The organism is Salinibacterium sp. dk2585 (assembly GCF_008001035.1).
In the GTDB taxonomy this organism is placed as follows: Bacteria; Actinomycetota; Actinomycetes; order Actinomycetales; family Microbacteriaceae; genus Homoserinimonas.
Genome location: NZ_CP042856.1, coordinates 1,235,426 through 1,259,880 on the forward strand (window position 1 = coordinate 1,235,426; position 24,455 = coordinate 1,259,880).

The following is a 24,455-nucleotide window of genomic DNA, read 5'->3' on the forward strand; positions in this document are numbered from 1 at the left end:
AGTGGCGCGACCGGGGGAGTGGGCGTACCGTCGCAGCCATGGACCAGAGCACAGCTGGTACGTATGGCCAGCATCAAGGCAGGATCACACTCGCCCAATGGCTCGAACTGCCGCATGCCGAGCAAGGCGACGTTCGCTCGGATGATGAGCGCCGTGCCAGCGAGCGTCGCTTCGCTGAATGGCACTGCTCGGTATGCGGTCGGCAACTCTCGGAACACGTGCTGGACCAGACAGGCGAGCACACCGTGTTTTCCTGTCCGGTGGGTCCAGAGGAGTCGGACCCGCCTCCGGCGCCGCCACTCGGTGAGACAGGGCAGACCAAGTTCTAGCCGGGGGTCTAGGGGCGCTCAGTTCGCCATCTTGACCTGCTGTCCCTTAATGAGCGGATAGTCCGCGAGCGCGCTACCGTCGAGGTCTTCCTTGTGCATGTCGATCCCGGTGACCTGGCTGTTCTCGTAGGTCGTGTAGTAGTAGATCCCCTTGTTTGTGTTGCAGCAGGAGGAATAGATGGTGATCTCGAACTCGCCCGGCGACACCTCGGCGCATCCTCGCTGTTGTGCGACGGAGCCAAGGATCTGGAAGAACTGGCTGATCGATTCAGATTCGGACTCGCCCGAGACGGAGTTCATCTTCGTGAAGACAGCTTTGACGAACCGGGATGCCGACGACAGGTCTCCGGGAAGGCCGATTCCGCCCATGCCGCGGCTGTAGACGTCGAATTCCAGCTTTTCGGAGAAACGATTCTCGGGCGGGTTCTTCGACAGGTGCATGAAGTTGTTGAGGTTGAACGATTGGATGTCGAACGTCGGGTTGTTGGTGAGGACCCCGAACGGGTTGTCATACACCTTCAGGCCCTCCTTCACGCTCTCCACCGTGATCGATGCCGTCCGGTCGGAGATGATCCAATGCAGCGGTGACAGTGGGAATGCCTCGCTGAAGGAGATGTCAATGAGGTTCATCGTCTGCAGGGCGGCCTTCACCTCCTCCACGGTCTCGAACTGCCCGAGGATCCACGGGATGAACTCGAACGGCGTGATGTTGGTCTTGTCCGGCGCCTCGGGCTTGTAATCGGCATTCCCGGGGAAGTTGAGGCCCGCCATGCTGAGGCCCTTTTCGTTGGTCGCGTCGTAGTACAGGGGGTAGCCATCCGAAATGGTCGCCATCCCGATGATGGCGTGATGGGTGGGAAGCGGTGCTGCCTTGCGGAACTCGAAAGGAAAGTTTCGAGGCGTCACGGTGACTGTCTCGTGGTAGGAGATCTCAAGATCAAGATTGCGTCCGAAGTAGTGATCCCGAGTGGTGTAGTTCGCGCTAGTGCACATCTGTTCCTCCGACATAAGCTCGTCCGTCGTGTCTGGTCGTGCCACCGTACGTCGCTGAGGCAGGCCTCCCTACGGACGAAAGACCCTTCGCGCCTCCTCAATGAGGAGCCCCGGGGATGCATCTCACTGTCCCGGCGGGACCAACGGCTCTGCGATGAGGTCAACGCCACTGCAGAGTGGGTCCGAACCGTGTAAAGAGACCAACGAAAGGCAGATCCCAATGACCGACCGGAACTTCGAACTCCTCGTTGCCAGCTATGACGACGAGCAGACGGCGAAAGAAGACTTCTCTTCACTCAAGGAGTTGGACGATGTGCGGGTCGTTGCCGCGGTCGTGCTATCCCGCGATGCCGACGGTAACGTTCATGTCAAGGAACATGGCGGGAGGTTCGTCGCGAACGGCACCGCAGTGGGCGCAGTTGCCGGCTTGGTGATCGGACTCTTCGCCCCGCCGCTGCTTCTTCTCACGGGAGTCGTCGGACTCGGGGCCGGTGCCGGGATCGGCGCGATCGTGAAGCGGCACGAAGAGAAGTCCATCGGCGTCGACGCAGAGGAATGGCTTGTTCCTGGCACATCCGCAATCGTCGCGGTGGTGGATGATGTGTTCCTCGACCGCGTCGACAAGATTCTCGAGCGGGCCACGAAGCGAATCAACAAGGCAATCGACAAGGGCGATTACGACGCTGTTGTCAAGGCGATCAACGAGGGTGACGAGAAGATCGTCGAAGCCATCAACGCTTGACCATCATCGCAAGTCGGAGCCAAGAGCTCCGACTTGCGGGTGAAGGAGAGCGGGGGATCGACGTCGTATGGACACAACGCTGGAACTGCTCGGCACGTTCTTCTTTGCCATATCCGGTTCCCTGCTCGCTGCGCACAGGGGATTCGACATTGTGGGCTCGTTACTGTTGGGGTCGCTGACAGGGCTCGGGGGAGGGGTGCTCCGCGACCTCATACTGGGAGTCACCCCAACAGCCTTCTCGCAAACCCTGTACCTGCTCGCTCCGCTCGCAGCGGCAGCGGTCGTCTTCTTCTTCTACACTGCCGTCAAGCGGCTGCCACGCACCCTGCTCGTGTTTGATGCAGCAGGGCTGGGCCTGTTCTGTACCACCGGGGCGGCGAAAGCGCTCGACTTGGGGATGAATCCGGTCGCCGCAGCACTCCTGGGAGTGACGACCGGGGTAGGCGGCGGGCTCCTTCGTGACGTCGTCGCCAACCGGGACCCTCAGCTGTTTGACCAGAACGATATCTACGCCGTCCCGGCGATGATCGGCGCCACGCTCGTCACCGTGGCGTGGCTCACTGGCTGGTCTGGCGCGACGATCAACCTGGGGGTTGGTGTGTTCGTGTTCGCACTCAGGCTCGCGTCGCTGCGATTCCGCTGGCGGGTTCCCCTCGCGGTGGTCTCGTGGCACCGGCGCACCTAAACAGCCGCGTCGTGCGGCATCCGCGGCTCAGCTGGGGAGTTCTGCTGCGGAGGGCAGCGGGCTGAGCCATGCGCCGCGGCATCACTATTGACATAATGTGCATTATCGGCGGCTAAGGAGTGCGGCGCGGGTGCTGCAGTGAGCCCCTTCCCGCGTCGCGAAATACCCCGACGTGGTGTGGTGAGCGACTCGTACCAGCCAGCCTTCGCGCTCAGCAGTGTGCCGGGTCACGCGCTGACGTACTTGGCCAGGTGCTCCGCCGTCAGTGTCGCGCCGTCTGCGATGAGCTGCTCAGGCGTTCCCTGGAAGACGACCGTGCCACCGTCGTGGCCAGCGCCCGGCCCGATGTCGATGATCCAGTCCGCGTGTGCCATGACCGCCTGGTGGTGTTCGATGACGATGACGGTCTTACCCGAGTCGACCAAGCGGTCCAGAAGGCGCAGCAAGTTCTCAACGTCGGCCAGGTGCAGGCCGGAGGTCGGTTCATCCAGGATGTAAACCTCGGCTTTCTCGCCCATCTGGATTGCGAGCTTGATGCGCTGGCGTTCGCCGCCCGACAGTGTGGACAGCGGCTGGCCGAGCTTCAGGTAGCCGAGGCCGACATCATCCAGGCGGCTCAGGATCGTCGCCGCGGCCGGAATCTTCGCCTCGTCGGATGAAAAGAACTCACGTGCGGCCGCGACGGAGAGGTCGTAGACCTCGGTGATGTCGAGCCCGCCGAGCTTGTAGTCCAGCACGGCGGCTTGGAACCGACGCCCGCCACAGTCCTCGCAGGGGGTCTCGACCGTGTCCATGAAACCGAGCTCTGTGATGATCACGCCGGCGCCCTTGCACGTCGGGCACGCTCCCTCGGAGTTCGCACTGAAGAGCGCAGGCTTGACCGCATTCGCCTTCGCGAACGCCTTGCGAATCGGCTCCAGCATGCCGGTGTAGGTCGCGGGATTGCTACGGCGAGACCCCTTGATCGCGCTCTGGTCCATCGCCGCGACGCCGTCGCGCGCTGCGACGTAGCCGTGGATGAGCGAGCTCTTGCCCGAACCGGCGACACCGGTGACGACCGTGAGCACGCCCGTAGGGATGTCGACGTCGACATCCTGAAGGTTGTTGCGCGTCGCTCCCCTGACCTGGATCGCTCCCGAGGATGCCCTCACCTCGGGTTTGAGCTGCGCTCGGTATCCCAGGTGCCGACCGGTCAGGGTGTCGCTGTGCTTGAGCTCCTCGACGGTGCCCTCGAAACAGATCGTGCCGCCCTCTCCCCCGGCGCGCGGCCCAAGGTCGACGACGTGGTCGGCAATCGTGATCGTTTCCGGCTTGTGCTCGACAACGAGCACCGTGTTGCCTTTGTCGCGCAGGCGCAGCAGGAGCGAGTTCATCCGCTCGATGTCATGCGGGTGCAGGCCGATCGTCGGCTCATCGAAGACGTAGGTGATGTCGGTCAGCGATGAGCCGAGGTGCCGGAGCATTTTGATGCGCTGCGCCTCTCCCCCGCTCAGCGTGCCGGAGGGCCGGTCGAGGCTCAGGTACCCGAGGCCCAAGGTGACGAATGCCTCGAGGTTCGCGCGCAGTGCGTCGAGGAGCGGTCCGGCCCCGGGCTTGTTGAGACCTTGGACCCACGTGGTGAGGTCCGTCACCTGCATGCGGCAGGCATCCGCAATGCTGATTCCGTCGATCTTGGATGACCGTGCCCCCTCCGTCAGGCGGGATCCCTCACACTCTGGGCAGGTCGTGAACGTCGCGACTCGTTCCACGAATGCGCGGATGTGCGGTTGGAGGGCATCGAGGTCCTTCGAGAGCATCGACTTGGTGATCTTGGGGATGAGCCCCTCATAGGTCATGTTGATGCCGGAGATCTTGACCTTGGTCACCTCGCCATAGAGAAAGCTGTGGCGCTGTTTCTCGGTGAATTCCGCGATTGGCTTGTCTGCTGGATAGAGGCCGGACTCCGAGAAGCCCTTGACCATCCAGCCGTCGGCCGTGTAGCCCGGCACCATGATGGCGCCTTCGTTGAGGGACTTCGACTCGTCGACCACCTGCGACAGGTCGATATCGGACACCGCGCCCCTCCCCTCGCAGCGCGGGCACATGCCGCCGAGGTAGATCGCATCCTTCACGATTTTCTTCTCGCCCTTGGGGCCGGTCATCACGCCGCTGGCCTTCTGGGTGGGGATATTGAAGGAGAACGCCGTCGGCCCGCCGATGTACGGCTGCCCCAGACGGCTGAACAGGATGCGCAGCATCGCGTTCGCGTCGGTCACGGTACCGACCGTGGATCGAGGGTTCGCCCCCAGCCGCTCCTGGTCGACGATGATGGCCGTGGTGAGGCCCTCCAGCACGTCGACATCCGGCCTGGGCACGGACGGCATGAAGCCCTGGACGAATGCGCTGTAGGTCTCGTCGATCATCCGACGCGACTCTGCCGCGATCGTGTCGAAGACGAGAGAACTCTTGCCCGAGCCAGAGACGCCCGTGAACACCGTGAGGCGGCGCTTGGGGATCTCGACGCTGACGTCCTTGAGGTTGTTCTCCCGCGCTCCGCGGACACGGATCACATCGTGGGTATCGGCGATGTGCTCGGCGGCTGAGACCTCTGTGTCTTGGTTCTCCACGACTGCGATGCTGTCACGAACGACAGACATCGCACAGTGCGAAGTCAGCCGGTGAAGTCGCTCAGGTCTCCCACATAGCGCGTGTTGTCCCCGGGCACGGGGTCAACGGCCGCCGAGGCGACCTCGGCCGCGAACTCGTTGACGTTGTAGAGCTTGCCGGCCGCTTCCTTGCGCGCGCTGATCGCGCCCGGGTTGGCACGCTCGAGCAGGGTCGCCGTGATGGTGCCCTCGATCATGTCGCCCGAGACGACGACGAAGCCGATGTTTCGCTCTTCCAGCTGCGGGATCATCGCACGGAGGGCATCTTCGCCCGCCCGCTTGCTCAGGGCCACCTGCTCGTACTCGGGCATCGTGGGCACGGTCTTGATGAAGTGGGCCTGGTGGCTCGTGACGAAGACGACGCGTGCGCCCTCATCGAGCACGTCGAGTGCCGCCTCGAGCAGCTGTACCTGGGCGTCGCGGTTGAGGCGCATGGCGTAGTCCTCCGCCATGCCGGACTCCATGCCGCCGGACGCATTCATGACGAGGATGTCGAGGCCACCGAACTCCTCGCGGATGCGGGCGAACATCTGCGCGAGCGAGGCCGGGTCGGTGAGGTCGGCACCGATCGCGATGGCCTCTCCCCCGGCCGACTGGATCTTCTCGACCAGCTGAAGCGCCCGCTTCTCCTTGTTGCGGAAGTTGACGACGACGCGCGCGCCGGCTTCGGCCAGCATCGTCACGGTGTCGGCTCCGATGCCACGGGACGAGCCCGTGACGAGGGCACGCTTGCCCGCGAGAGATCCGGCTGCAAGGGGGTTGGTCACGAGTGGCTCCTCGGTCGTCGGGGGTGGCGCGGTCGCCCCCACGACAATAGCAACTGTCGCGACAGCGGCCGTCGGCTCGAAGACCGTGCTGCGGCATCCGCACGGCAGCCATGTCCGGTGGTAGTTTCGGTACACAGACCCGACCCCGCAAGGAGCCGAAGCCCATGGACGTGCTGTTCGTCGACCTGACCCAGTACATCTGGATTGTCTGGCTCGTGTTCATCCTGATCGCGGTCATTATCGAGCTCATCACGCTCGAGTTCACCTTCTTGATGATTGCCGCGGGGAGCCTCGGTGGCCTCGGCGCAAACCTCTTGGGCGCCCCCTGGTGGGTACAGATTGCCGTGGCCGCCATCCTGTCGGTGCTCCTGATCCTGTTGATCCGTCCCGTACTGTTGCGCCGACTCCGGCGCGGTGAGGACACCACTCCGAGCAACATCGATGCCCTCATGGGCATGGACGGTCGCGTCGTGATCGCGATCGGCGATTCCCCCGGGCAGGTCAAGCTTGCCAACGGCGAGGTCTGGACCAGCCGCCTCTCCGCTCTTACCGAACACCGTGTCGTCGCGGAAGGCGAACGGGTTGTCGTCACCGCCATCGAGGGGTCGACGGCCGTCGTCGTCCCCGTTGAGAGGAACCAAGGATGAACACCTTCGCCGATTCCATCGGGCAGCTCTTCGTCGCCGCCCTCCTGGTCGTACTGGGCGTCTTCGTCGTCGTCGTGCTGTTCAGGTCCATCCGGATCGTGCCGCAGGCAACGGCGGGCATCGTGGAACGTCTCGGGCGCTACCACAAGACGCTGCAGCCGGGCCTGAACATCCTCGTGCCGTTCATCGACCGTATGCGGCCGTTGATCGACATGCGCGAGCAGGTCGTATCGTTCCCGCCCCAGCCGGTCATCACGGAGGACAACCTCGTCGTCTCGATCGACACGGTCGTCTATTTCCAGGTGACGGATGCCCGTGCCGCGACCTATGAGATCGCGAATTACCTCGGTGCGGTCGAGCAGCTGACCACGACGACGCTCCGCAACGTCGTGGGCGGCCTGAACCTCGAGGAAGCGCTGACGAGCCGCGACAACATCAACGGCCAGCTCCGCATCGTGCTCGACGAGGCAACCGGCAAGTGGGGCATCCGCGTCGGACGTGTCGAGCTCAAGGCCATCGACCCGCCCCTCTCGATCCAGGACTCGATGGAGAAGCAGATGCGCGCCGAGCGCGACCGTCGCGCGCAGATCCTCACGGCTGAGGGAACCAAGCAGGCGGCGATCCTCGAGGCTGAGGGTGCACGCCAGGCGGCGATCCTGACGGCTGAGGGTGAGGCCAAGGCGGCCGTGCTGCGCGCCCAGGGCGAATCGGAGGCGATCACGACTGTCTTCAAGGCGATCCACGAGGGTAATCCTGACGGCCCCCTCCTCGCCTACCAGTACCTGCAGACGCTGCCCAAGATCGCGGAGGGTGAGGCGAGCAAGCTGTGGATCATCCCGTCCGAGTTGACCGAGTCGCTCAAGGGCATCGCGGCGGGCTTCGCGGGGGGTCGCGCACCGAGCGGGCCGGGTGCCTAGCACCGAGCCGTCGTTCTTCGAATCGGCCCTTCCGCGGGTCTTCGCGCACCGGGGCCTTGCAACCGACGCGCCGGAGAACACGCTTCTCGCATTCCTGAAGGCGCTCAGCGCGGGCGCAACGCACCTCGAGACCGATGTGCACGCCTCCGCTGACGGAGTTGCGGTCATCAGCCACGACGCCGACCTCAGGCGCCTCGCTGAGCGTGACGTGCGCGTCGAGCAGCTGACGATGGCCGAACTGCGGCGCGTCGACCTGGGTGAAGGCCAGGCCTTCTGCAGCCTCGCCGAGGCGCTCGATGCCTTCCCGACGGCGTGCTTCAACGTCGACATCAAGGCAGCCGCTGCGGTCGATCCCGTCGTCGCGGCTGTGCGGGATGCGAGGGCCGAGCGCCGCGTGCTGCTGGCATCCTTCGACGAGGGGCGCCGCGTGGCGGCGACGTTGCAACTGGAGGGGGTCGCGACATCCGCGTCTTCGAAGACGGTGGCCGCCGCCCTTCTCGCGGTGCGGATGAGGAGCGGCCGGATGCTCGCCCGCGCGCTCTCGGGAGTGCATGCCGTGCAGGTGCCCGAGCGCTATGGAAGCGTGCGAGTCGTGACCCGGCGCTTCGTGGACATGGTGCACGCGGCTGGCGTCGAGGTGCACGTCTGGACCGTCAACGAGCCGGACGACATGGAGCGCCTCGTCGAGATGGGCGTCGACGGGGTCGTGACCGACCGCGCCGACCTGGCCGTCGAGCGACTCAAGCCCGGAGGAAAGGGACGAGGCAGCCGTAAGTAGCCTGTGAGCCGGCCGACCTCACCGCCCAGGGAATGAATCTCCCAGCTTGACGGTTTATAACTTGAGCAACGCGAGGAGGGACCACACAATGGCGGATCGCAGTTTGCGCGGCATGAGGCTCGGATCCCAGAGTCTTCAGAGTGAAGAGGGCGTCACGTTCTCCGCGCGCAAGAAGAGTACATATCGTTCGGCGGACGGCTCGACCTTCGAGGTCACGTTCGCGGCAGACGCCGAGGTTCCCGCAGTGTGGGAATCGCCGAAGACGGGCGTCGAAGGCCGACTGGTGGCCGAGGACGGCGAACTCGTCGAACAGGTGCGGGGCGATGAGAAGGTCGCTCGTACCCACTGGGACATGCTCCTGGAGCGGCGCACCCGTGCAGAGCTCGAAGAGTTGCTGCAGGAGCGCCTCGACTATCTGCGTGCCCGCAAGGGCCAGCAGAAGATCGGCGCATAGACGCCGTCACACACGACGAAGGCCCGCGGGTTCGCCCCGCGGGCCTTCTGCATGTGCGCTCACCGCAGGGGCGCTCCGCGGCCGAGACGGTGCTGGAGCCCCCAGCCGGTCACCCGGATGAGCGCCTCGGCGACGATTCCGATGTGCATCTTCGAGCGTCCGACCGTGCGCTCCTGAAACAGGATCGGATGCTCGGCAACCGTGCATCCGGCTTGCTCGAGCCGCCACGCCATCTCGACCTGGAAGCAGTAGCCCTGCGACGAAACCCGCTCGAGGTCGAGCATCCGTAACGCGCTCGATCGGTACACCCTGAAGCCAGCGGTCAGGTCGAGGATGGTGGAGCCAAGCGCGGCGCGCGCGTAGCGATTGCCGAGCCGCGAGACCGCGAGTCGGTGACGTGGCCAGTCGTGCACGCCTCCCCCGGCGACCCAGCGCGAGCCGATCACGAGGTCGGCTGTCTCAGCCGCGCGCAGCATGGCGGGAAGTTCGGCGGGGTCATGCGAGCCGTCGGCATCGATCTCGACGACCCGGTCATAACCGTGGTCGAGGGCGTACTCGAAGCCGGCGCGGTAGGCGGCGCCGAGTCCCTGTTTGTCTGCACGGTGCAGCACGGCCACTCGCGGGTCCTCGGCCGCGAGTGAGCCCACGATCGCTCCCGTGCCGTCTGGCGAGGCGTCATCGAGCACGAGTACGTGGGCATCCGGAACTGCTGCGTGAATGCGCTGGATGATGGCACGGATGCTCGCCGCCTCGTTGTAGGTCGGTACGAGTACGACGGTCTCAGGCATCGCGACCATCGTGGTCGCCACGGCTCGCCGAGGTGCCGCCGCGGGCCCGCCGCAGGGCGACGAATCCCAGCATCGTGACCCCCAGCACGCCGAGACCCGAGACAGTCCACTCGATCGCGCGGCCGATGCTCGCGGCCGGGGTCACGGTCGTGCTGAGCGGCACCTGTTCGACCATCGCGCCGGGCTCGAAGGTGGGCAGGTCGGCGATCGTGCGGCCGTCGGGCGAGATGATCGCGCTCATGCCGACGGTCGAGATGTTGACAACCGAACGGCCGTACTCGATGGCCCGGAGCCTCGCGATCGCGAGCTGCTGCTCGCTCTCCGCACTCTGGCCGAAGTCTGCGTTGTTCGTCGGGGCGAGGATGATCTCTGCTCCGCCATCGATCATCTCGTGGAGCAACTCGTCGTCGACGATGTCGAAGCAGATTGCGACTCCCGCCGCAAGGGAATCGCCGTCGGGGAGCGCGATGTCGAGCACATTGGGGCGTTGCCCGAAGGAGTAGTCGCGCGGGATGAGGTCGAAGAGCTCCGGCGCGAGCGGGTACCAGAAGTCCCGGTCAGGGAGGTATTCCGCGAAGGGAACCGGGTGGATCTTGTCGTACTGGTCGACGTAGCCCTCTCCCGGCTGCCAGAGCAGGATGCTGTTGAAGGTCTCGTCCTCCGGGCCGTCGGTGATCGTGCCCGCGATGAGCGGCGCATCCATCTCCTCGCTCACGAAGTCGAGGACGGCCGCCGCCTGGGGGTAGCGCACCGGGTTAAGGTCGGCGGCGTTCTCGGGCCACACAACAAGGTCGACCTCTTCATCGAGGATCGGCACGGTAGCCTGCAGGTGATCGTCGAGGATCGCGCCGCGCTCGCGCTGCGACCAGAGGCCGGCATCCGCATTGCCCTGCACGGCGGCGACCCGCACCTCCCCCGTGGTGTCGATCGGCCAGGCCGGCACTACGAGCGCGATGAGCGTGAGCGCTATGGTCGGCGCGATTCGGATGACGCGGAGGAGCACCCTTCCCTGCCCGAGCATGACGATCACGGCCTGCAGGAGCATCGCCGCGATCAGGGCGACCACGAAGCTCAGTCCCGCGGCACCCACCCACGCGACGAGTTCGCGGAACGGTCCCTCCGACTGCGAGAACGAGAGCCGACCCCAGGAGAAACCGCCGTATGGCCAGACGCTGACGATCCCCTCCCTGGCGGTCCACAGACCGGCCAGGACTACGGGAAGGCCGAGGAGCTGCCAGGCTGGACTAGCGGAGAAGCGGGCACCCCAGCGCCATGCAAGCGAGACCACGACGGCGGCGACGGCGAAGAACAGCGTCTCCACCCCCGCGAGGGCGAGCCACGGCACCGGGCCGAGGTAGGTCGTGAGCCAGATGATGTGCGTTCCGTAGAAGGCGAAGCCCCCCGCGAGCCCCACGACGAACGCGGCCCCGACGCGGGCACCGCGAATCGACCAGAGCAGCAGTGCGGTTGCCGGAATGGCGAGGGGCCACCAGCCGAGGGGCGGGAACGCGCCTGCGAGCATGAAGCCGCCCGAAATTGCCGCGAGCAGCTGCCACAGCAGCTGCAGGCGTGGGCGCGTGGCGCGAACTCCGTCTGACTCGGGGCCCGCCGGTGTGGGTCGCTGTGTCACCGTTACCAAGCGTCAGCCCACGCTCGAGTAGGCGACGATGCCGCGCCGGATGGCGTCGAGCGCCTTGCGGGCCGTTGAGCCTACCGGCGCGTCGGCGACGAGGGAGAGCTGGTCGAGCAGGTCGATCGTCTGCTTCGTCATGCGCACGAAGTCACCGGCCGCGAGCTCGGCATCGCGCAGCACGCTGTCAAGCGACGCACCCTGCGCCCAGCGGTACATGGGTCCGGAAAGCCCCGTCGCGACGGGGTTGGAGCCGGGCAGGCGGTGGGCGGTCTCGAGGTCATCGAGCTGCGCCCACAACGTCGTCGTGTTGTCGAGCGCGGCGCGGAACGGGCCCTTCGGAAGGTTCCAGTCGGCACCCTGCTCGTCACGCCGGGGCTCGTACACGAGGGCTGCCGCCATGGCTGCCATGCCGGGAGTGTCGAGCGAGTCCCAGAGTCCTCGGCGGATGCATTCGGCGACGAGCAGGTCGCGTTCACCGTAGATGCGGCGCAGGATGCGACCGCCCTCCCCCACGACGACGGCACCGTGCCCGTTCCGTGTCAGGTAGCCGAGTTCGAGCAGCACCTCCGTGACGCGGTCGAAGACCTTGGCGACGGCACCCGTGCGGGTCGTAACCTGGCGGCGCAGCTCATCCGTCTGCTTCTTGAGCTTCGACCAGCGCTCGGCCCAGCGCGCGTGCGCCTCGCGGTCGCTGCAGCTGTGGCAGGGATGCTGCTTCATGCGTCGGCGGAGCGCATTGAGCTGCTTCTGTCGCCGCTCCTTCTCGCCACGGATGCCGTGGTCGCTGCGAACGACCCGTCGCTCCAGGTCGGTGAGTTCGCGGCGGATACTCCAGTACTCCTCGAAGTCGCCGAGGTGGCATTCCATCGCTTTGGCGTAGCCCTCGAGCGATTCCTCCTGCGTGCGCACCTTCCGGGCCATCGACACGACGGAGCGGTCGGCCTGGAACTGGGCGAAGGAGGACTCCAGGATGTCGCGAGTGCGCTCCCGCCCGAACTGCTCGATGAGGTTGACCGCCATGTTGTAGGTCGGCGAGAAGCTCGAATTCAGCGGGTAGGTGCGGCGCGAGGCGAGAGAGGCAACCGACTGCGGGTCGAGGCCCCCCTGCCACTGGATGACCGAGTGGCCTTCGACATCGATGCCGCGTCGACCGGCTCGTCCGGTCAACTGTGTGTACTCGCCCGGCGTGATCGGCACGCGAGCCTCGCCATTGAACTTCTCGAGCTTTTCCAGCACGACGGTGCGCGCCGGCATGTTGATGCCGAGCGCGAGCGTCTCGGTGGCGAAGACGGCCTTCACGAGTTTCTTCTGAAAGAGCTCTTCCACGACCTCCTTGAAAGCGGGGAGCATTCCTGCGTGGTGGGCGGCGACACCTCGCTGGAGACCATCGAGCCACTGCCAGTAGCCGAGCACGGCGAGATCCGCATCCGGAATCGCGCGGCAGCGCTCCTCGACGATCTCGCGGATCTCGTCACGCTCCGTGGCATCCGTGAGGCGAACGCCGGCTCGCAGCACCTGCGTGACGGCCTGGTCGCATCCGTTGCGGCTGAAGATAAAGAAGATCGCCGGCAGGAGGTGCTTCGACCCCAGGAGGTCGACCACCTGTGCGCGGTCGAGCCTGCCCTCCTCGAACTGGCGGGCGTGATAGCGATTGCGGTCACGGCCGCGCGCGCGACCCCGCTCGGGAGGGCGACTGCTGCCGCGGCCGCCGACGGAGGTGAGCTGGAGAAGCTCGGGGTTCACCCTGTTAGTGGCCGCCTGGCCGGAGGAGTCGAAAAGGTCGATGAGCTTGCTGCGCACCAGCACGTGCTGGTCGAGGGGCACGGGGCGCTCCTCCGAGACGATGACGGAGGTGTCGCCGCGCACGGCCTGCAGCCAGTCACCGAACTCCTCGGCGTTCGAGACCGTCGCGCTCAGGGAGACGAGACGCACGGACTGCGGGAGGTGGATGATGACCTCCTCCCACACGGCCCCGCGGAAGCGGTCGGCGAGGTAGTGGACCTCGTCCATGACGACGAAGGAGAGATTGCGCAGGAGGTCGGAATCCGCATAGAGCATGTTGCGGAGCACCTCGGTCGTCATGACGACGATGCGGGCACCCGAGTTGATGTTGGTGTCACCCGTGAGGAGTCCCACCTCGGAGGCACCGTACTCGGCGACGAATTCCTGGAACTTCTGGTTGCTCAGCGCCTTCATGGGCGCCGTGTAGAAGACCTTGTCGTTGGCGCGCTTCATCGCCAGGTAGACGGCGAACTCGGCGACGATCGTCTTGCCCGCGCCCGTCGGCGCTGCGACGAGCACGCTGTCGCCCGACTCGAGGGCGGCGCAGGCCTCCATCTGGAACGGGTCAAGATCGAACGACAGCCCCGCCCGGAACTCTTCAAGGATGGGGGAACCCTGCCGGAGGCGGGACGCGGCATAGCGTTCAGCGGGAGACATGTTCTCGTCGATCACGTCATGGCCTCCTGGCCTGTCATGGAGTCGAGACGCCGGGCAGCGCGACGGTCGTGCAACCAGGCGATCGCCGCAGCCGCAAAGTAGAGCACGATCATGGCGCCCATGAGGATGAACATCGACACGACATCCGCCGCGGGCGTCGCGAGGGCGGCGAAGGTCGCGATCAGCACAATGGCGACTCGCCATCCGCCCAGGATTTGCTTGGCCGTGATGACACCCGCCACGTTGAGCAGCACGAGGAACACGGGAAGCACGAAGGCGATCCCGACCGCGATGAGGAGCTTCGCCGTGAAGTCGAGATAGGTCTTGGCCTGCAGGAGCGAGGGTGCGTCCTCCGAGGCGAAGCCGACGAGCAGCGTCACCATGTTGGGCAGGACCACCCAGCCGACGTAGCAGCCGGCGAGGAACAACGGCACGGCCGTGAGGATGAAGCCCAGCGCGAGACGCTTCTCATGCCGGTGCAGGGCCGGCATGAAGAAGGCCCAGATCTGGTAGAGCCAGACGGGGCTCGCAATGATCAGCGCGACAATGAACGCGATCTGGAGTCGAGTGTCGAAGGCCTCCGTGACGTAGGTGTACGAGACATCCGCTGTGCGTCCCTGCTCCGCGGCGACGCGCTTGAGCGGTTCGCGAAGCTGACCCCATACCCAGTCGGCGGTGAAGAAGCCGCCCACCGCGCCCACCAGGACGGCCCCCGCAGAGATGAAGAGACGGCGTCGGAATTCGAGAAGGTGTTGGCCGAGGGACATTCGCCCCTCACGGTTCCGCGGCGCGCGCGAAGCCACGCGGCTCAGTTCTTCGGTTGCTTCTCGTCGGTCGACGCCTCGGCGTCGGCCGCGGACGGCTCGTTCTTGCCGGTCTTGATCTCGCTCTTGAAGATGTTCATCGACTGGGCGACGCTCTTGGCCATCTGGGGCAGCTTCGGCGCTGCGAAGATCACGAGCACGATCAGGACGAGGATCAGTCCGGTTGCACCACCGAGATTAGGCATGGGTCTCTTCTTTCGAGAGGGGTGAACTGCAGTTCTTCGAGTCTACGTCACCGGCTATGAGTTGCCCGTGTACCGCGTGACGGCCGCGGCGGCCCATTCAGCGACGGCAGCGCGAGCATCCGAGGGGGCGACAACGCGCACTGTCGCAGACATTCCGGCGGCAAGGCGCTTGAGGCGATGGAAGTGGGGAACGCGGATGGTCGTTCGCACCCACTCGGGGTCGTCCGTCGGCTCGGCAGCGGCCGGGGAGAAATCGGCGAGAAGCGGCAGCGCGGCCCTGGCAACCTCGAGCGTCACCTCGATGTCGTCGCGCGAACCCTCGAAGAGCGACTCCCCGAGCGCGATGTCCCGCGTGCGGAACGCGACCGGCTCGCCGGTCGAGGCGGGGTCAATCATGCGGTCGATGCGGAAGGTTCGCACCGACTCCCGCATGTGGCACCAGGCGCGCAGGTACCAGTCGTTGTCGAGCGACTCGACCCGCAGCGGGTCGACGATGCGGTGGCCCGCCTCGCCCTTCCAATCGATGTAGTCGAATCCGAGTTGCGTGCCGCTGTCGACGGCATCACGGATGACCGCCAGCACGGCGTTCGACTCGGTGCCCTCCACCGCGACGGGGCTTGGAGTCGCGGATGCCCCGCGCGAGAGCTTGGCCATGAGGGTCGAGATCGCCGTGCGGTCGGCATTCTCGGGGAGCCCGGAGAGATACTGCAGGCCTGCGATGAGCGCGGCTGCCTCGCGCGCCGAGAACCTCGGCGAATCATCGATCGCGACGAGGTTCGTGAGGAGGATCTCGTCGTTCTCCTCGAAGTCGTCCCAGGCGAGGTCGAAGAGGTCCCCGTGCTGGTAGGTGCCGGTGTCCCCCGGGATTCCGGAGATCGCGATCAGTCGCACCGCATCGCGCACCTGCTCCTCGGGCACGCTGAAGTGGGTCGCGACCTCCGTGACACTGATGCGACCGCGTTCCATGAGGTAGGGCACGAGCACCAACAGGAAGGCAAGCTTGTCGCCAGCCTGTGGTGCCTTGGCGCGGGCCTTGTCTGCCATCAGGCTCCTCCCCCGCTCTCGGCATGAGCTGCGACGACCCGCTCAAGTCGCTCCCGCACGGCGGTGGCCAAGGACTTGGGCTGCACGACGACGACCTCGGGGCCGAATTCGGCAAGCTCGTCGGCGAGGATCGACGCGTCGGCGAAGTGCAGCGTGATCTCGTCGGCGGATGCGACGCTGCCGCGACGGCGAAGCAGCCGGGTCGCGGCATCCGAACCGGGCACGGCGCGCACGACCGAGGTATTGGCGTTCCAGACCTTGGCGAGCTCGGCCAGGCCGATCGCCGCCTGGTCGCCAGCGGGTGGTGTGAAGCGGCGCGAAGTCACGGTGACGGGGCCGACGATGCGGCGGAGCAGGTAGGTGCGCACGTCATTCGTGCCCGGGATGCGCGAGTACAGGTGCCATCGGCCCTCGTGCTGGAAGAGCGCGAGCGGCTCGACCGTGCGAGACGTGGGGGCGGTCATGCCGGGTCGCAGGTAGGAGAAGGTCACGACGGCACTCTTCTGGAGGGCGCCCGAGAGCGGCTCGAATGCGTCGTCGCGTGCGCGCAGCCGCGGCGTATACCCGAGCACGGGTTCCGCGGGTGTGAGGCCGAGCGAGCGCAGCTTGAGCACGGCACGATCGGACTCCGCCGAGAGGCTGCCCTCGCGCCAGACCATCGACGCGAGGTGCAGGAGGGTCTCCTCCTCCGGCGTGAACCGCACATCGGCGGGCAGTTCATAACTGCCCTTGGGGATGCGGTAGCGAAGGTTCTGGTTGTTGCCCGCCTCGCCGAGCGGTTCAACCGTCTCGAGGGGCACACCCAGTTCGCGGATGTCGTCCTTGTCGCGCTCGAACTGGCGCTCCAGGTTCGCGTTGTCGCCGCCGGGGATGTAGCGCTGGCGGTACCCCTGCACGGTGGAGAGGATCTCCTGCTTGGTCAGCCCTGCCTCGGTCGCGAGCAGCGCGAGCACAAGGCTGAACAGCCTCTCCTCGACGGGAACACGACCTGACGCCATGGTGACTATTCGGCGATCCCGAGCACGTCGACAACGAAGATGAGCGTCGAGTTCGCGGGGATCGAGGGGCTGGCCTGCTCGCCGTAGCCGAGCTCCGGCGGGATCACGAGCAGCACCTGCGAGCCGACGTTCTGCCCGACGAGCCCGTCGAGGAAGCCCTCGATCAGGGCGCCCTCGCGGAGTTCGAAGATGGCGGGCTGCTTCTTCTCCCATGAGCTGTCGAAGACCTTCTCGTCTGCCCAGGTGACGCCCGTGTAGTGCACGACCGCCTTGTCGCCCTCCTCGAGGGTGGGGCCGTCGCCCTCCTTGAGCACCGAGATAACCGCCTCTTCGGGGGCCTCGGTGTTGGGCACCGTGATGCCGGGTCGCCCATTGGGTGCGAGGACCACGGCGGGGTCGCCGTTATTGCCGGCACGCGGGGTGCCGTCTGCCTTGGGCAGGAAGGTCTCGAGCACGTCGACGACGAAGACGAGTGAATCCTCGGCCGCGACGCCAAGCTGCGGGATGGGCTGGCCCTGGTGCGTGTCCTCGGCAGTGCCGACGACCACGAGGCGCGAACCCTCGCGGGCGCATTCGAGTGCCTCGGTCACGGGAGGCAGGGACTCGGATGCCGCGGTGAGCAGCACTCCTCCGTCGTAGCCGGTGTCCTGCAGCACTTCACCCGTCGCACCGTTGACGATCGACACGTCGACGAGTGCGGGCTGCCCGGGGCTGAGCCGCTTGCCTTCGCCCTTGACGACAGTGCTGACCTCGGTCGACTCCGCGATGACCGGGGTGGGCATGTCGATGCTCGGAGCGGTGCCGAGCGGGCCCTCAACCGTCACGACGGAGGAAGCGTCACCCGAGGGGAACTCGCAGTCGGCCGGCTGGGCGGAGCAGGCGGCTAACGCCGGAATGGCGATGATGACGGTGAGCAGCGCGGGCAGTGTGCGCACGGATCCTCTTTTCATTGCGACGGGATTCTGGCAATTCTAGTTGGACGGGGCATCCGGGTCGGCATCCGGAGCGTCGCTGTCCGCAGCCGCCGCGGCGGCTGCGAGTGCATGCTCGGCGGCGGAGTGTGCCTCCCGCGCCGTCTTGCGCAGCTTCTTGTCGCTGCCCCGGCGGTCGCCAAGCGCGCCCGGGGTCCACAGCTCGACGTCCTCGTCGCTGAATTCGGTCTTCGAGACGCGGCGCTTCAACTGCGGCAGCACTGTGCCGTCGGCGAGCTTGCGGGCGGTGAGCAGGAACCCCGTGTGGGCGACCATGCGGTGGTCGGGACGCACCGCGAGGCCCTCCACGTGCCATCCGCGCACCATCGTCTCCGACGACTGGGGGTCGGTGAAGCGGCCCGTCGCGCGGATCGCCTCGGCCACGCGCGAGAGCTGGGTGACGGTCGCGATGTAGCAGACGAGCACCCCGCCGGACTTGAGGGCATCCGCGCAGGCGTCGAGGCACTCCCAGGGGGCGAGCATGTCGAGGATGATGCGGTCGACGGATGCCGGCTCGGTCGTCTGCGGCAGCGCCTCTACGAGGTCGCCGACGGTGACGCTCCAGTTCTCGGGACGTCGGCCGAGGAAGCTCGTAACGTTGCCCTGCGCGATCTCGGCGAACTCCTCACGGCGCTCGTAGGACTTGAGGGTGCCGCTGTCGCCGATCCCCCGGAGAAGCCAGAGGCTCAGGGCGCCTGAGCCGACGCCGGCCTCGACGACGGTCGCGCCCGGGAAGATGTCGCCGACCGCGAGGATCTGCGCGGCATCCTTCGGGTAGATGATGGCCGCACCGCGCGGCATCGACATGACGAAGTCGCCCAGCAGCGGGCGAAGCGCGAGGTACTCGTCGCCCGAGGAGTTCGTGACGACGGAGCCGTCAGGCAGTCCGACGAGGGCATCGTGGTCGATCGTGCCCCGATGGGAGTGGAACACCTTGCCGCTCTCAAGGATGATCGTGTGCAGGCGAGCCTTGGGGCCCGTCAGCTGCACCTTGTCGCCCAGTCGGAAGGGGCCGCTGAAGCTCATCGGAGTGTCTCTTTCGTTCGTGTCGCCGCGAGTACAGCCGACAGGTCGTCGACGCTGCGCCCGTCAAGGGTGGTCCAGAGGGTGTAGTCGTCGCTCTCGGCCAGGTGCACGTGGGCGGGTACCGCGATGGTCGCCATGCCGGAGGCGACAGCGGATGCCACACCCGTGGGTGAATCTTCGATGGCGACGCACTCGGTGGGGTCGAGCCCCAGCGTGCGCGCGGCGTGCAGGTAGGGCTCCGGATGCGGCTTGCCCCGGCTCACGAGGTCGCCCGTGATGACGGCGTCGAATGCCGGGAACCCGATGGACTCCGCCACGAGGTGTGCCATCTCGCCGTACGACATCGTGACGAGGGCCGTTGGCACGCTGCGCTCGCGCAGCTGAAGCAGGAGTTCGCGCGCGCCGGGGCGCCACGGCACGGCAATGCGGATCTGCTTGATGACGCTGTCGTTGAGGCGGGAGACGATCTCCTCCGCGGGGAGGTCGACCCCGTGCCGCTGGAATACACGGGCCGCGTCGAGGAGTGCTGCGCCCACGATCTCGAGCGAGTCCTCGTGGGTCCACGGGATGCCGAACTCGGTAACGAGTTGCTCCTCGGCCGCCATCCAGTAGGGCTCCGTGTCGACGATCGTGCCGTCCATGTCCCAGAACACGCCGGAGGGAAGAGGTGAAGTCACCGATCGAGTCTATGCGGCGCGGGCTCGGGCCCCGCCACTGCACCTGAGCCGGGGCATCCGCCGTATCCTTGAACATTGACCACGACGGAATGGAGACGCATGCGAGACGACATCCTCGGCAAGCGCGTGCTCATCGTCGCCTTCTCGGGTTGGAACGACGCGGGTGACGCGGCGAGCAGCGCCGTCGCTGCCCTGAGGGACCTCCTCGAGGTCGATCCCGTCGCCGCGGTGGACCCTGAGGACTACTTCGACTACCAGTTCAATCGCCCCACCGTGCGAACTGATGAGGATGGTGCTCGCCGTATCGAGTGGCCGGGCGTGACGGTCTTCGGCCCACGCGATCCGCTCGGCGACGTCTACCTCATGCTGGGCACTGAGCCTTCCCGCAACTGGAAGACCTTTAGTGCCGAGATCCTCGAGACGATCGAGGATCGCGAGATCGACACCGTGATCTTCCTCGGCGCCATGCTCGCTGACGTGCCGCACACCCGGCCCATCTCGGTGTTCGTCACGAGTGAGAACGCCGAACTTCGTCAGGCGCTCGACCTGGAGCGCAGCGCCTACGAGGGGCCGGTCGGCATTCTTGCGATCCTGGCGGATGCTTGTGAGCGGGCCGACGTGCGCACCCTTTCGGTGTGGGCATCCGTGCCCCACTACGTGCACAGCGTGCCCTCCCCCAAGGCGACGCTCGCGCTGCTCGACAAGCTGCAGGAACTCGCCGACATCAGCGTGCCGCGCGAGGACCTCGAGGCCGAGGCAGCCGCGTGGGAGGACAACATCGACACGCTCGCGGGCGAAGACGACGAGATGGCGTCGTACATCGCCCAGCTCGAACAGGCGCGCGACACGGTCGACTCCCCCGAAGCGAGCGGCGAGGCGATCGCGGAGGAGTTTGAGAAGTACCTGCGCCACCGCGGCGATGGTGGGCGGGCCGACGGCCGTGGGGGCAACGGGCCCTGAGGGGTTCTCCGGCGCTAGCCCAGGCGAATGCCCAGGAGGGCGTCGATCGCGTCGACGAGCGCGCGCGTGGCAGGCCGTCCCGCCGCGACGTGTGCATCGATCTGTTCGAGGGCGCGTGGCGTATCGAGGTCGTGGCTCAGGGTCTCGCGCAGCACGGCGACCTTCGGGTCGGTGTCGACGGCGTCGCAGTCGGCTGCCCAGTCGCTCCACCTGCTGAGTCGCACGTTGGCGCGGCGCACGTGCGCGTCGGTCCACTCCCAGTCGCTGCGGTAATGCTCCGACAGGAGGGCGAGGCGGATGGCGCGGGGGTCGACTCCCGACGCAACAAGCCGCGAGACCAGCACCAGGTTGCCGAGCGACTTGCTCATCTTCTCGCCCTGGTAGGCGACCATCCCCGTGTGGGAGTAGATCTCGGCGAGGGGCGCTCCCGTGAGGGCGGCGACGTGGCCGGCGCTGAACTCGTGGTGCGGGAAGATCAGGTCTGAGCCGCCGCCGTTGACCGTGATGGTCTCGTCATGACGATCGAGGGCGATGACGGCGCATTCGATGTGCCAGCCGGGACGCCCTCGCCCGAGCACCGAGTCCCACGCGGGCTCACCTGCGCGCTCCGCACGCCACAGGAGCGGGTCGAGCGGGTCGCGCTTGCCGGGACGCTCGGGGTCTCCCCCGCGCTCGGCCGAGAGGCGCATCATCGTCTCGCGGTCGAGCCCGCTCTCGCTGCCCAGCGACCAGGCGGCGTTCGCCGCCGCGGCGCTGTCGAAGTAGAGGTCATCGTCGGCGTCCTCGCTCGGCACCCGGTAGGCGATACCCGACTGCAGGAGGCGCGCCACGGCATCCGCGACGTCATCGATGACCTCGGTGACGCCCACATAGTGCTGCGGCGGGATGACACGCAGGTGCTGCATGTCGGAGCGGAAGAGCTCGATCTGGGAGGCGGCGAGTTCGCGCCAGTCGACGCCCGTCGCGGCGGCGCGCTCGAGCAGCGGGTCATCGACGTCGGTGATGTTCTGCACGTAGCGCACGTCCTTGCCCGCGTCGAGCCAGACGCGAACGAGGGTGTCGTAGGCCAGGTAGGTCGCCGCGTGCCCAAGGTGCGTCGCGTCGTATGGCGTGATGCCGCACACGTACAGCGAGGCGTGGGCATTCGAGCATGCCCGCTTGAGTGCGCCCGCCGCCGTGTCGAAGAGTTCGGGGATCGGCCCTGTGCCGGAGAGGGACGGTACTGAGGGGTGGCTCCAGGACTTCACCCCTCCAGCCTAGATCGCTTCGATGACGCCCATTGACAGGAGCACGAGCAGCACTCCGCCAAGTGCGAGGCGATAGATCACGAAGGGCAGGAAGGAGCGCTTCGAGATGTAGGCCATGAGGAACGCGATGACGGCCCAGCCGACGCCGAAGGCGACGACGGTGGCGACGAGAGTCTCGAGCGGCCCGTAGACCTCGACGCAGGCCTCGACGGCGGGATCGCAGGTGAGGCCGTGGTAGAGCTCGTAGAAGCCGCTGCCGAAGACGGCGGGGATCGCGAGGAGGAATGCGAAGCGGGCGGCGGCAGGTCGCGTGTAGCCGAGGGCGAGTCCTGCGCTTGTCGTGGCGCCGGAGCGGGAGACGCCGGGAACGAGGGCGAGCATCTGGGCGAGTCCGATGAGGATCCCGTCGCGGTAGGTCATTTCGCGCATCTCACGCGTGCGGCGGCCCCACCAGTCGGCCGCCCACAGCAGCAGGCCGAAGACGATCAGCACGATCGCGACCAGCCAGAGTGAGCGGAAGGCGGAGCGGATGTACTCCTGCGCGAAGAAACCGACGAGCACGATTGGCACGGTGCCGATGATGACGAGCCAGCCGAGGCGCACATCCGGGTCGTTCTTGGGGATGTTCTCGCTGGCGCGCCAGTGTCGGAACCATCGCCCGATGATGCGGGTGATGTCCTTCCAGAAGTAGATGACGACGGCCGCCTCCGTGCCCAGCTGCGTGATGGCGGTGAAGGTCGCGCCGGGGTCGGTCGCCGATGGCAGGATCTCGCCCACGATGCGCAGGTGGGCGCTCGAGGAGATCGGCAGGAACTCCGTGAGGCCCTGGACCAGGCCGAGGATGATCGCCTCGATGAAACTCATGGGACTCCCTGTCGATCGGTGGGTTGAGTCGGCGCGCAAGCGCCGTATCGAAACCCGGCAACCGCCTTAGTATTCCAGCAACAGGTCCCGAAGCACGCGCCGTCCGAACACCAGCGAGTCGAGCGGTACCCGTTCGTCGACCCCGTGGAACATGCCCGGGAAGTCCAGGTCTGCCGGCAGCTTGAGGGGCGCGAAGCCGAAGCCGCGGATGCCGAGCTTGCTGAGCGCTTTGTTGTCGGTGCCGGCGGCGAGCAGGTAGGGCAGCACGGGCGCGCCGGGGTCGTGGCGTTCCAGCGTGGTCTTGACAGCGTCGACCAGCGCGCCGTCGAAGGTCGTCTCGGTGCCGACGTCGCGGAAGGACGTCACGACCTCGATGTCGGGCCCGACAGCATCCTGGATCGCGGCCAGTACGGCGTCTTCTTCGCCGGGGAAGGCGCGGATGTCGAGCGCCGCCTCTGCCGTGTCGGGGATGACGTTGTGCTTGTAGCCGGAGGCGAGCATGGTCGGATTCGCAGTGTTGCGCAGGGAGGCCTGGATCCAGTTGGAGGCCGTGCCGGTCGCGAGGGCGAGCTCGTCGGGGCCGACGCGCTGCGGGTCGACGCCGAGGATGCGGGCGATCTCGCCCAGCAACTGCTCGGTCGTGTCGGTGAGGCGCACGGGCCATTCGAGTTTTCCGACCTTGGCGACGGCTTCGGCGAGGCGCGTGATGGCGTTATCGGGGTGGATACGTGAACCGTGGCCTGCCGTGCCGCGGGCGACGAGCTTCGCCCAGATGAGCGCCTTCTCCCCCGTCTGCAGCAGGTAGGCGCGCTGCTCACCGACCGTGATGGAGTAGCCGCCGACCTCGCTGATGGCCTCCGTCGCCCCCTCGAAGAGCTCAGGATGCTCGCGCACGAGGTAGCCGGAACCGAACACGCCGCCCGCCTCCTCGTCGGCGAAGAAGGCGATGATGAGGTCGCGGGCGGGCCGCTCCCCCGACTTCAGGATGTCGCCGAGGGCGGTGAGGATCATGGCGTCCATGTTCTTCATGTCGACCGCGCCACGCCCCCACAGCATCCCGTCTTTGATGACGCCCTCGAAGGGGTCGACGCTCCAGTTGTCGGCCACCGCCGGCACGACGTCGAGGTGACCGTGCACGACAAGCTTGCCCTTCTCGCGGCTTGACCCTGTCGAAACCCCGTGGCCCTTTACATGGGCGATGACGCTCGTGCGGCCGGGTGCCCCCTCGAACATGAGCGGCTCCAGGCCGAGCTCGATGAGCTTCTGGCCGACGTACTCCGCGGCATCCGTCTCGCCGTTGGACCTGCCCTCGCCGTAGTTCGTGGTGTCGAAGCGGATCAGGTCGCGCGCGATGATGGCCGTCTCGTCGAGTTGCGCCTCAGTCGTCATACCTCCACGCTATCGCCCGAGGGCGTGGTGCGTCTCATGTGCAAAAGGGGGTCCCGGATCATGCTAAAGTCGTACCTCGTTGCGCAAGCGACAGACATCCGGTCCGGATGGCGGAATTGGTAGACGCGCTAGCTTGAGGTGCTAGTGCCCGTATAGGGCGTGGGGGTTCAAGTCCCCCTTCGGACACAGATGTGATGTCCCAGGACATCGTGAACGGCTGAACCCCCGGTTTCGGGGGTTCAGCCGTTGTTTGCTTGGTATCCCTTGTTGGGGTTGAGGGTGAATTCGGCGAGGACTGTGCCGTCGTGGGTGATGACGGTGGCGTTGTTGTTGTGGATGAGGGCGATGATGTCGGTGCGGGCGTGGGGGCGTCCGATTCCGAGGTGGAGCATGCGGCCTGAGTGGCGGAGGCTGATCTTTCCGTCGTTGTCGATCGTGTCGTAGCGGGTTGTC

Annotated in this window: 25 protein-coding genes and 1 tRNA gene; 9 read left to right on the forward strand and 17 right to left on the reverse strand. The window is 66.5% G+C overall.

Features of this window, described 5'->3' with window-relative positions; all coding sequences use genetic code 11:
- Positions 1-38: 38 nt before the first annotated feature.
- On the forward strand, positions 39-329 hold the full coding sequence (locus FVA74_RS05800; protein WP_147721139.1) for a hypothetical protein: 291 nt from the start codon (positions 39-41) through the stop codon (positions 327-329).
- An 18-nt stretch (positions 330-347) separates the two neighbouring features.
- Here FVA74_RS05800 and bsh read toward each other — a convergent pair whose 3' ends face one another.
- Positions 348-1,322 carry a choloylglycine hydrolase gene (gene bsh / locus FVA74_RS05805; RefSeq protein ID WP_147721140.1) on the reverse strand — a complete coding sequence of 325 codons (975 nt, stop codon included), beginning with the start codon at positions 1,320-1,322 and terminating at the stop codon, positions 348-350.
- Positions 1,323-1,542: 220 nt separating this feature from the next.
- Here bsh and FVA74_RS05810 point away from each other — a divergent pair, with 220 nt between their 5' ends.
- Complete coding sequence (locus FVA74_RS05810) at positions 1,543-2,064, forward strand: DUF1269 domain-containing protein (protein WP_147721141.1); 522 nt, start codon at positions 1,543-1,545, stop codon at positions 2,062-2,064.
- Positions 2,065-2,131: 67 nt separating this feature from the next.
- The gene (locus FVA74_RS05815) at positions 2,132-2,749 is read left to right on the forward strand and encodes a trimeric intracellular cation channel family protein (protein ID WP_147721142.1); all 618 of its coding nucleotides are present in this window, start codon (positions 2,132-2,134) and stop codon (positions 2,747-2,749) included.
- 227 nt (positions 2,750-2,976) lie between these two features.
- Here FVA74_RS05815 and FVA74_RS05820 read toward each other — a convergent pair whose 3' ends face one another.
- Complete coding sequence (locus FVA74_RS05820; protein WP_147721143.1) at positions 2,977-5,385, reverse strand: excinuclease ABC subunit UvrA; 2,409 nt, start codon at positions 5,383-5,385, stop codon at positions 2,977-2,979.
- A 14-nt stretch (positions 5,386-5,399) separates the two neighbouring features.
- Positions 5,400-6,161 (reverse strand): SDR family oxidoreductase, encoded by a 762-nt coding sequence (locus FVA74_RS05825; RefSeq protein WP_147721144.1) that lies wholly within the window; start codon positions 6,159-6,161, stop codon positions 5,400-5,402.
- A 164-nt stretch (positions 6,162-6,325) separates the two neighbouring features.
- On the opposite strand from FVA74_RS05825, the gene FVA74_RS05830 reads away from it, so the two are divergent.
- The 4 genes from FVA74_RS05830 (at position 6,326) to FVA74_RS05845 (ending at position 8,957) form a co-directional block, all read left to right on the forward strand.
- On the forward strand, positions 6,326-6,808 hold the full coding sequence (locus tag FVA74_RS05830) for an NfeD family protein (protein WP_147721145.1): 483 nt from the start codon (positions 6,326-6,328) through the stop codon (positions 6,806-6,808).
- On the forward strand, positions 6,805-7,725 hold the full coding sequence (locus FVA74_RS05835) for an SPFH domain-containing protein (RefSeq protein WP_147721146.1): 921 nt from the start codon (positions 6,805-6,807) through the stop codon (positions 7,723-7,725). The genes FVA74_RS05830 and FVA74_RS05835 overlap by 4 nt, the downstream gene beginning before the upstream one ends.
- Positions 7,718-8,503 carry a glycerophosphodiester phosphodiesterase family protein gene (locus FVA74_RS05840; RefSeq protein WP_147721147.1) on the forward strand — a complete coding sequence of 262 codons (786 nt, stop codon included), beginning with the start codon at positions 7,718-7,720 and terminating at the stop codon, positions 8,501-8,503. The genes FVA74_RS05835 and FVA74_RS05840 overlap by 8 nt, the downstream gene beginning before the upstream one ends.
- Positions 8,504-8,591: 88 nt before the next feature.
- Positions 8,592-8,957, forward strand: a complete 366-nt coding sequence (locus tag FVA74_RS05845; protein ID WP_147721148.1) for an RNA polymerase-binding protein RbpA — start codon at positions 8,592-8,594, stop codon at positions 8,955-8,957.
- Positions 8,958-9,016: 59 nt separating this feature from the next.
- On the opposite strand, the gene FVA74_RS05850 is transcribed toward FVA74_RS05845, so the two are convergent.
- From FVA74_RS05850 to FVA74_RS05895, 10 genes are read right to left on the reverse strand one after another with little or no spacing between them, the layout of a single operon-like run.
- Positions 9,017-9,745 carry a polyprenol monophosphomannose synthase gene (locus tag FVA74_RS05850; RefSeq protein ID WP_147721149.1) on the reverse strand — a complete coding sequence of 243 codons (729 nt, stop codon included), beginning with the start codon at positions 9,743-9,745 and terminating at the stop codon, positions 9,017-9,019.
- Positions 9,738-11,375, reverse strand: coding sequence for an apolipoprotein N-acyltransferase (lnt, locus tag FVA74_RS05855; protein WP_240792328.1), 1,638 nt, complete (start codon positions 11,373-11,375; stop codon positions 9,738-9,740). The genes FVA74_RS05850 and lnt overlap by 8 nt, the downstream gene beginning before the upstream one ends.
- A 12-nt stretch (positions 11,376-11,387) precedes the next feature.
- Positions 11,388-13,817 (reverse strand): RNA helicase, encoded by a 2,430-nt coding sequence (locus FVA74_RS05860; protein WP_147723091.1) that lies wholly within the window; start codon positions 13,815-13,817, stop codon positions 11,388-11,390.
- Positions 13,818-13,828: 11 nt separating this feature from the next.
- Positions 13,829-14,584 (reverse strand): twin-arginine translocase subunit TatC, encoded by a 756-nt coding sequence (tatC, locus tag FVA74_RS05865; RefSeq protein WP_147721150.1) that lies wholly within the window; start codon positions 14,582-14,584, stop codon positions 13,829-13,831.
- Between the two features lie 41 nt (positions 14,585-14,625).
- A complete protein-coding gene (locus tag FVA74_RS05870) occupies positions 14,626-14,826 on the reverse strand; it encodes a twin-arginine translocase TatA/TatE family subunit (RefSeq protein WP_147721151.1) in 201 nt (66 codons plus the stop codon).
- 54 nt (positions 14,827-14,880) lie between these two features.
- Positions 14,881-15,870 carry a YafY family protein gene (locus tag FVA74_RS05875; RefSeq protein ID WP_147721152.1) on the reverse strand — a complete coding sequence of 330 codons (990 nt, stop codon included), beginning with the start codon at positions 15,868-15,870 and terminating at the stop codon, positions 14,881-14,883.
- Positions 15,870-16,868 (reverse strand): YafY family protein, encoded by a 999-nt coding sequence (locus FVA74_RS05880; protein ID WP_147721153.1) that lies wholly within the window; start codon positions 16,866-16,868, stop codon positions 15,870-15,872. Before FVA74_RS05880 ends, FVA74_RS05875 begins: the two co-directional genes overlap by 1 nt.
- Before the next feature lie 5 nt (positions 16,869-16,873).
- Entirely contained in the window at positions 16,874-17,803 is a 930-nt protein-coding gene (locus FVA74_RS05885) for an FKBP-type peptidyl-prolyl cis-trans isomerase (protein WP_168220072.1), read from the reverse strand.
- Positions 17,804-17,839: 36 nt separating this feature from the next.
- Positions 17,840-18,865, reverse strand: coding sequence for a tRNA (adenine-N1)-methyltransferase (locus FVA74_RS05890; protein ID WP_147721155.1), 1,026 nt, complete (start codon positions 18,863-18,865; stop codon positions 17,840-17,842).
- Positions 18,862-19,542, reverse strand: a complete 681-nt coding sequence (locus FVA74_RS05895; protein WP_147721156.1) for an HAD family phosphatase — start codon at positions 19,540-19,542, stop codon at positions 18,862-18,864. Before FVA74_RS05895 ends, FVA74_RS05890 begins: the two co-directional genes overlap by 4 nt.
- A 99-nt stretch (positions 19,543-19,641) precedes the next feature.
- Between FVA74_RS05895 and FVA74_RS05900 the strand changes: the two genes are divergently transcribed.
- The gene (locus FVA74_RS05900) at positions 19,642-20,502 is read left to right on the forward strand and encodes a PAC2 family protein (protein WP_147721157.1); all 861 of its coding nucleotides are present in this window, start codon (positions 19,642-19,644) and stop codon (positions 20,500-20,502) included.
- A gap of 14 nt (positions 20,503-20,516) precedes the next feature.
- Here the strand turns inward: FVA74_RS05900 and mshC are convergent, their stop codons facing one another.
- The 3 genes from mshC to FVA74_RS05915 form a co-directional block, all read right to left on the reverse strand.
- Positions 20,517-21,749, reverse strand: coding sequence for a cysteine--1-D-myo-inosityl 2-amino-2-deoxy-alpha-D-glucopyranoside ligase (gene mshC, locus FVA74_RS05905; protein ID WP_147721158.1), 1,233 nt, complete (start codon positions 21,747-21,749; stop codon positions 20,517-20,519).
- Positions 21,750-21,758: 9 nt separating this feature from the next.
- A complete protein-coding gene (locus FVA74_RS05910; RefSeq protein ID WP_147721159.1) occupies positions 21,759-22,613 on the reverse strand; it encodes an undecaprenyl-diphosphate phosphatase in 855 nt (284 codons plus the stop codon).
- 66 nt (positions 22,614-22,679) lie between these two features.
- Positions 22,680-24,002, reverse strand: a complete 1,323-nt coding sequence (locus tag FVA74_RS05915; protein WP_147721160.1) for a M20/M25/M40 family metallo-hydrolase — start codon at positions 24,000-24,002, stop codon at positions 22,680-22,682.
- Between the two features lie 101 nt (positions 24,003-24,103).
- On the opposite strand from FVA74_RS05915, the gene FVA74_RS05920 reads away from it, so the two are divergent.
- Positions 24,104-24,188, forward strand: a tRNA-Leu gene (locus FVA74_RS05920).
- 53 nt (positions 24,189-24,241) lie between these two features.
- Here the strand turns inward: FVA74_RS05920 and FVA74_RS13590 are convergent.
- A complete protein-coding gene (locus FVA74_RS13590; RefSeq protein ID WP_168220073.1) occupies positions 24,242-24,394 on the reverse strand; it encodes a hypothetical protein in 153 nt (50 codons plus the stop codon).
- Positions 24,395-24,455: the final 61 nt, after the last annotated feature.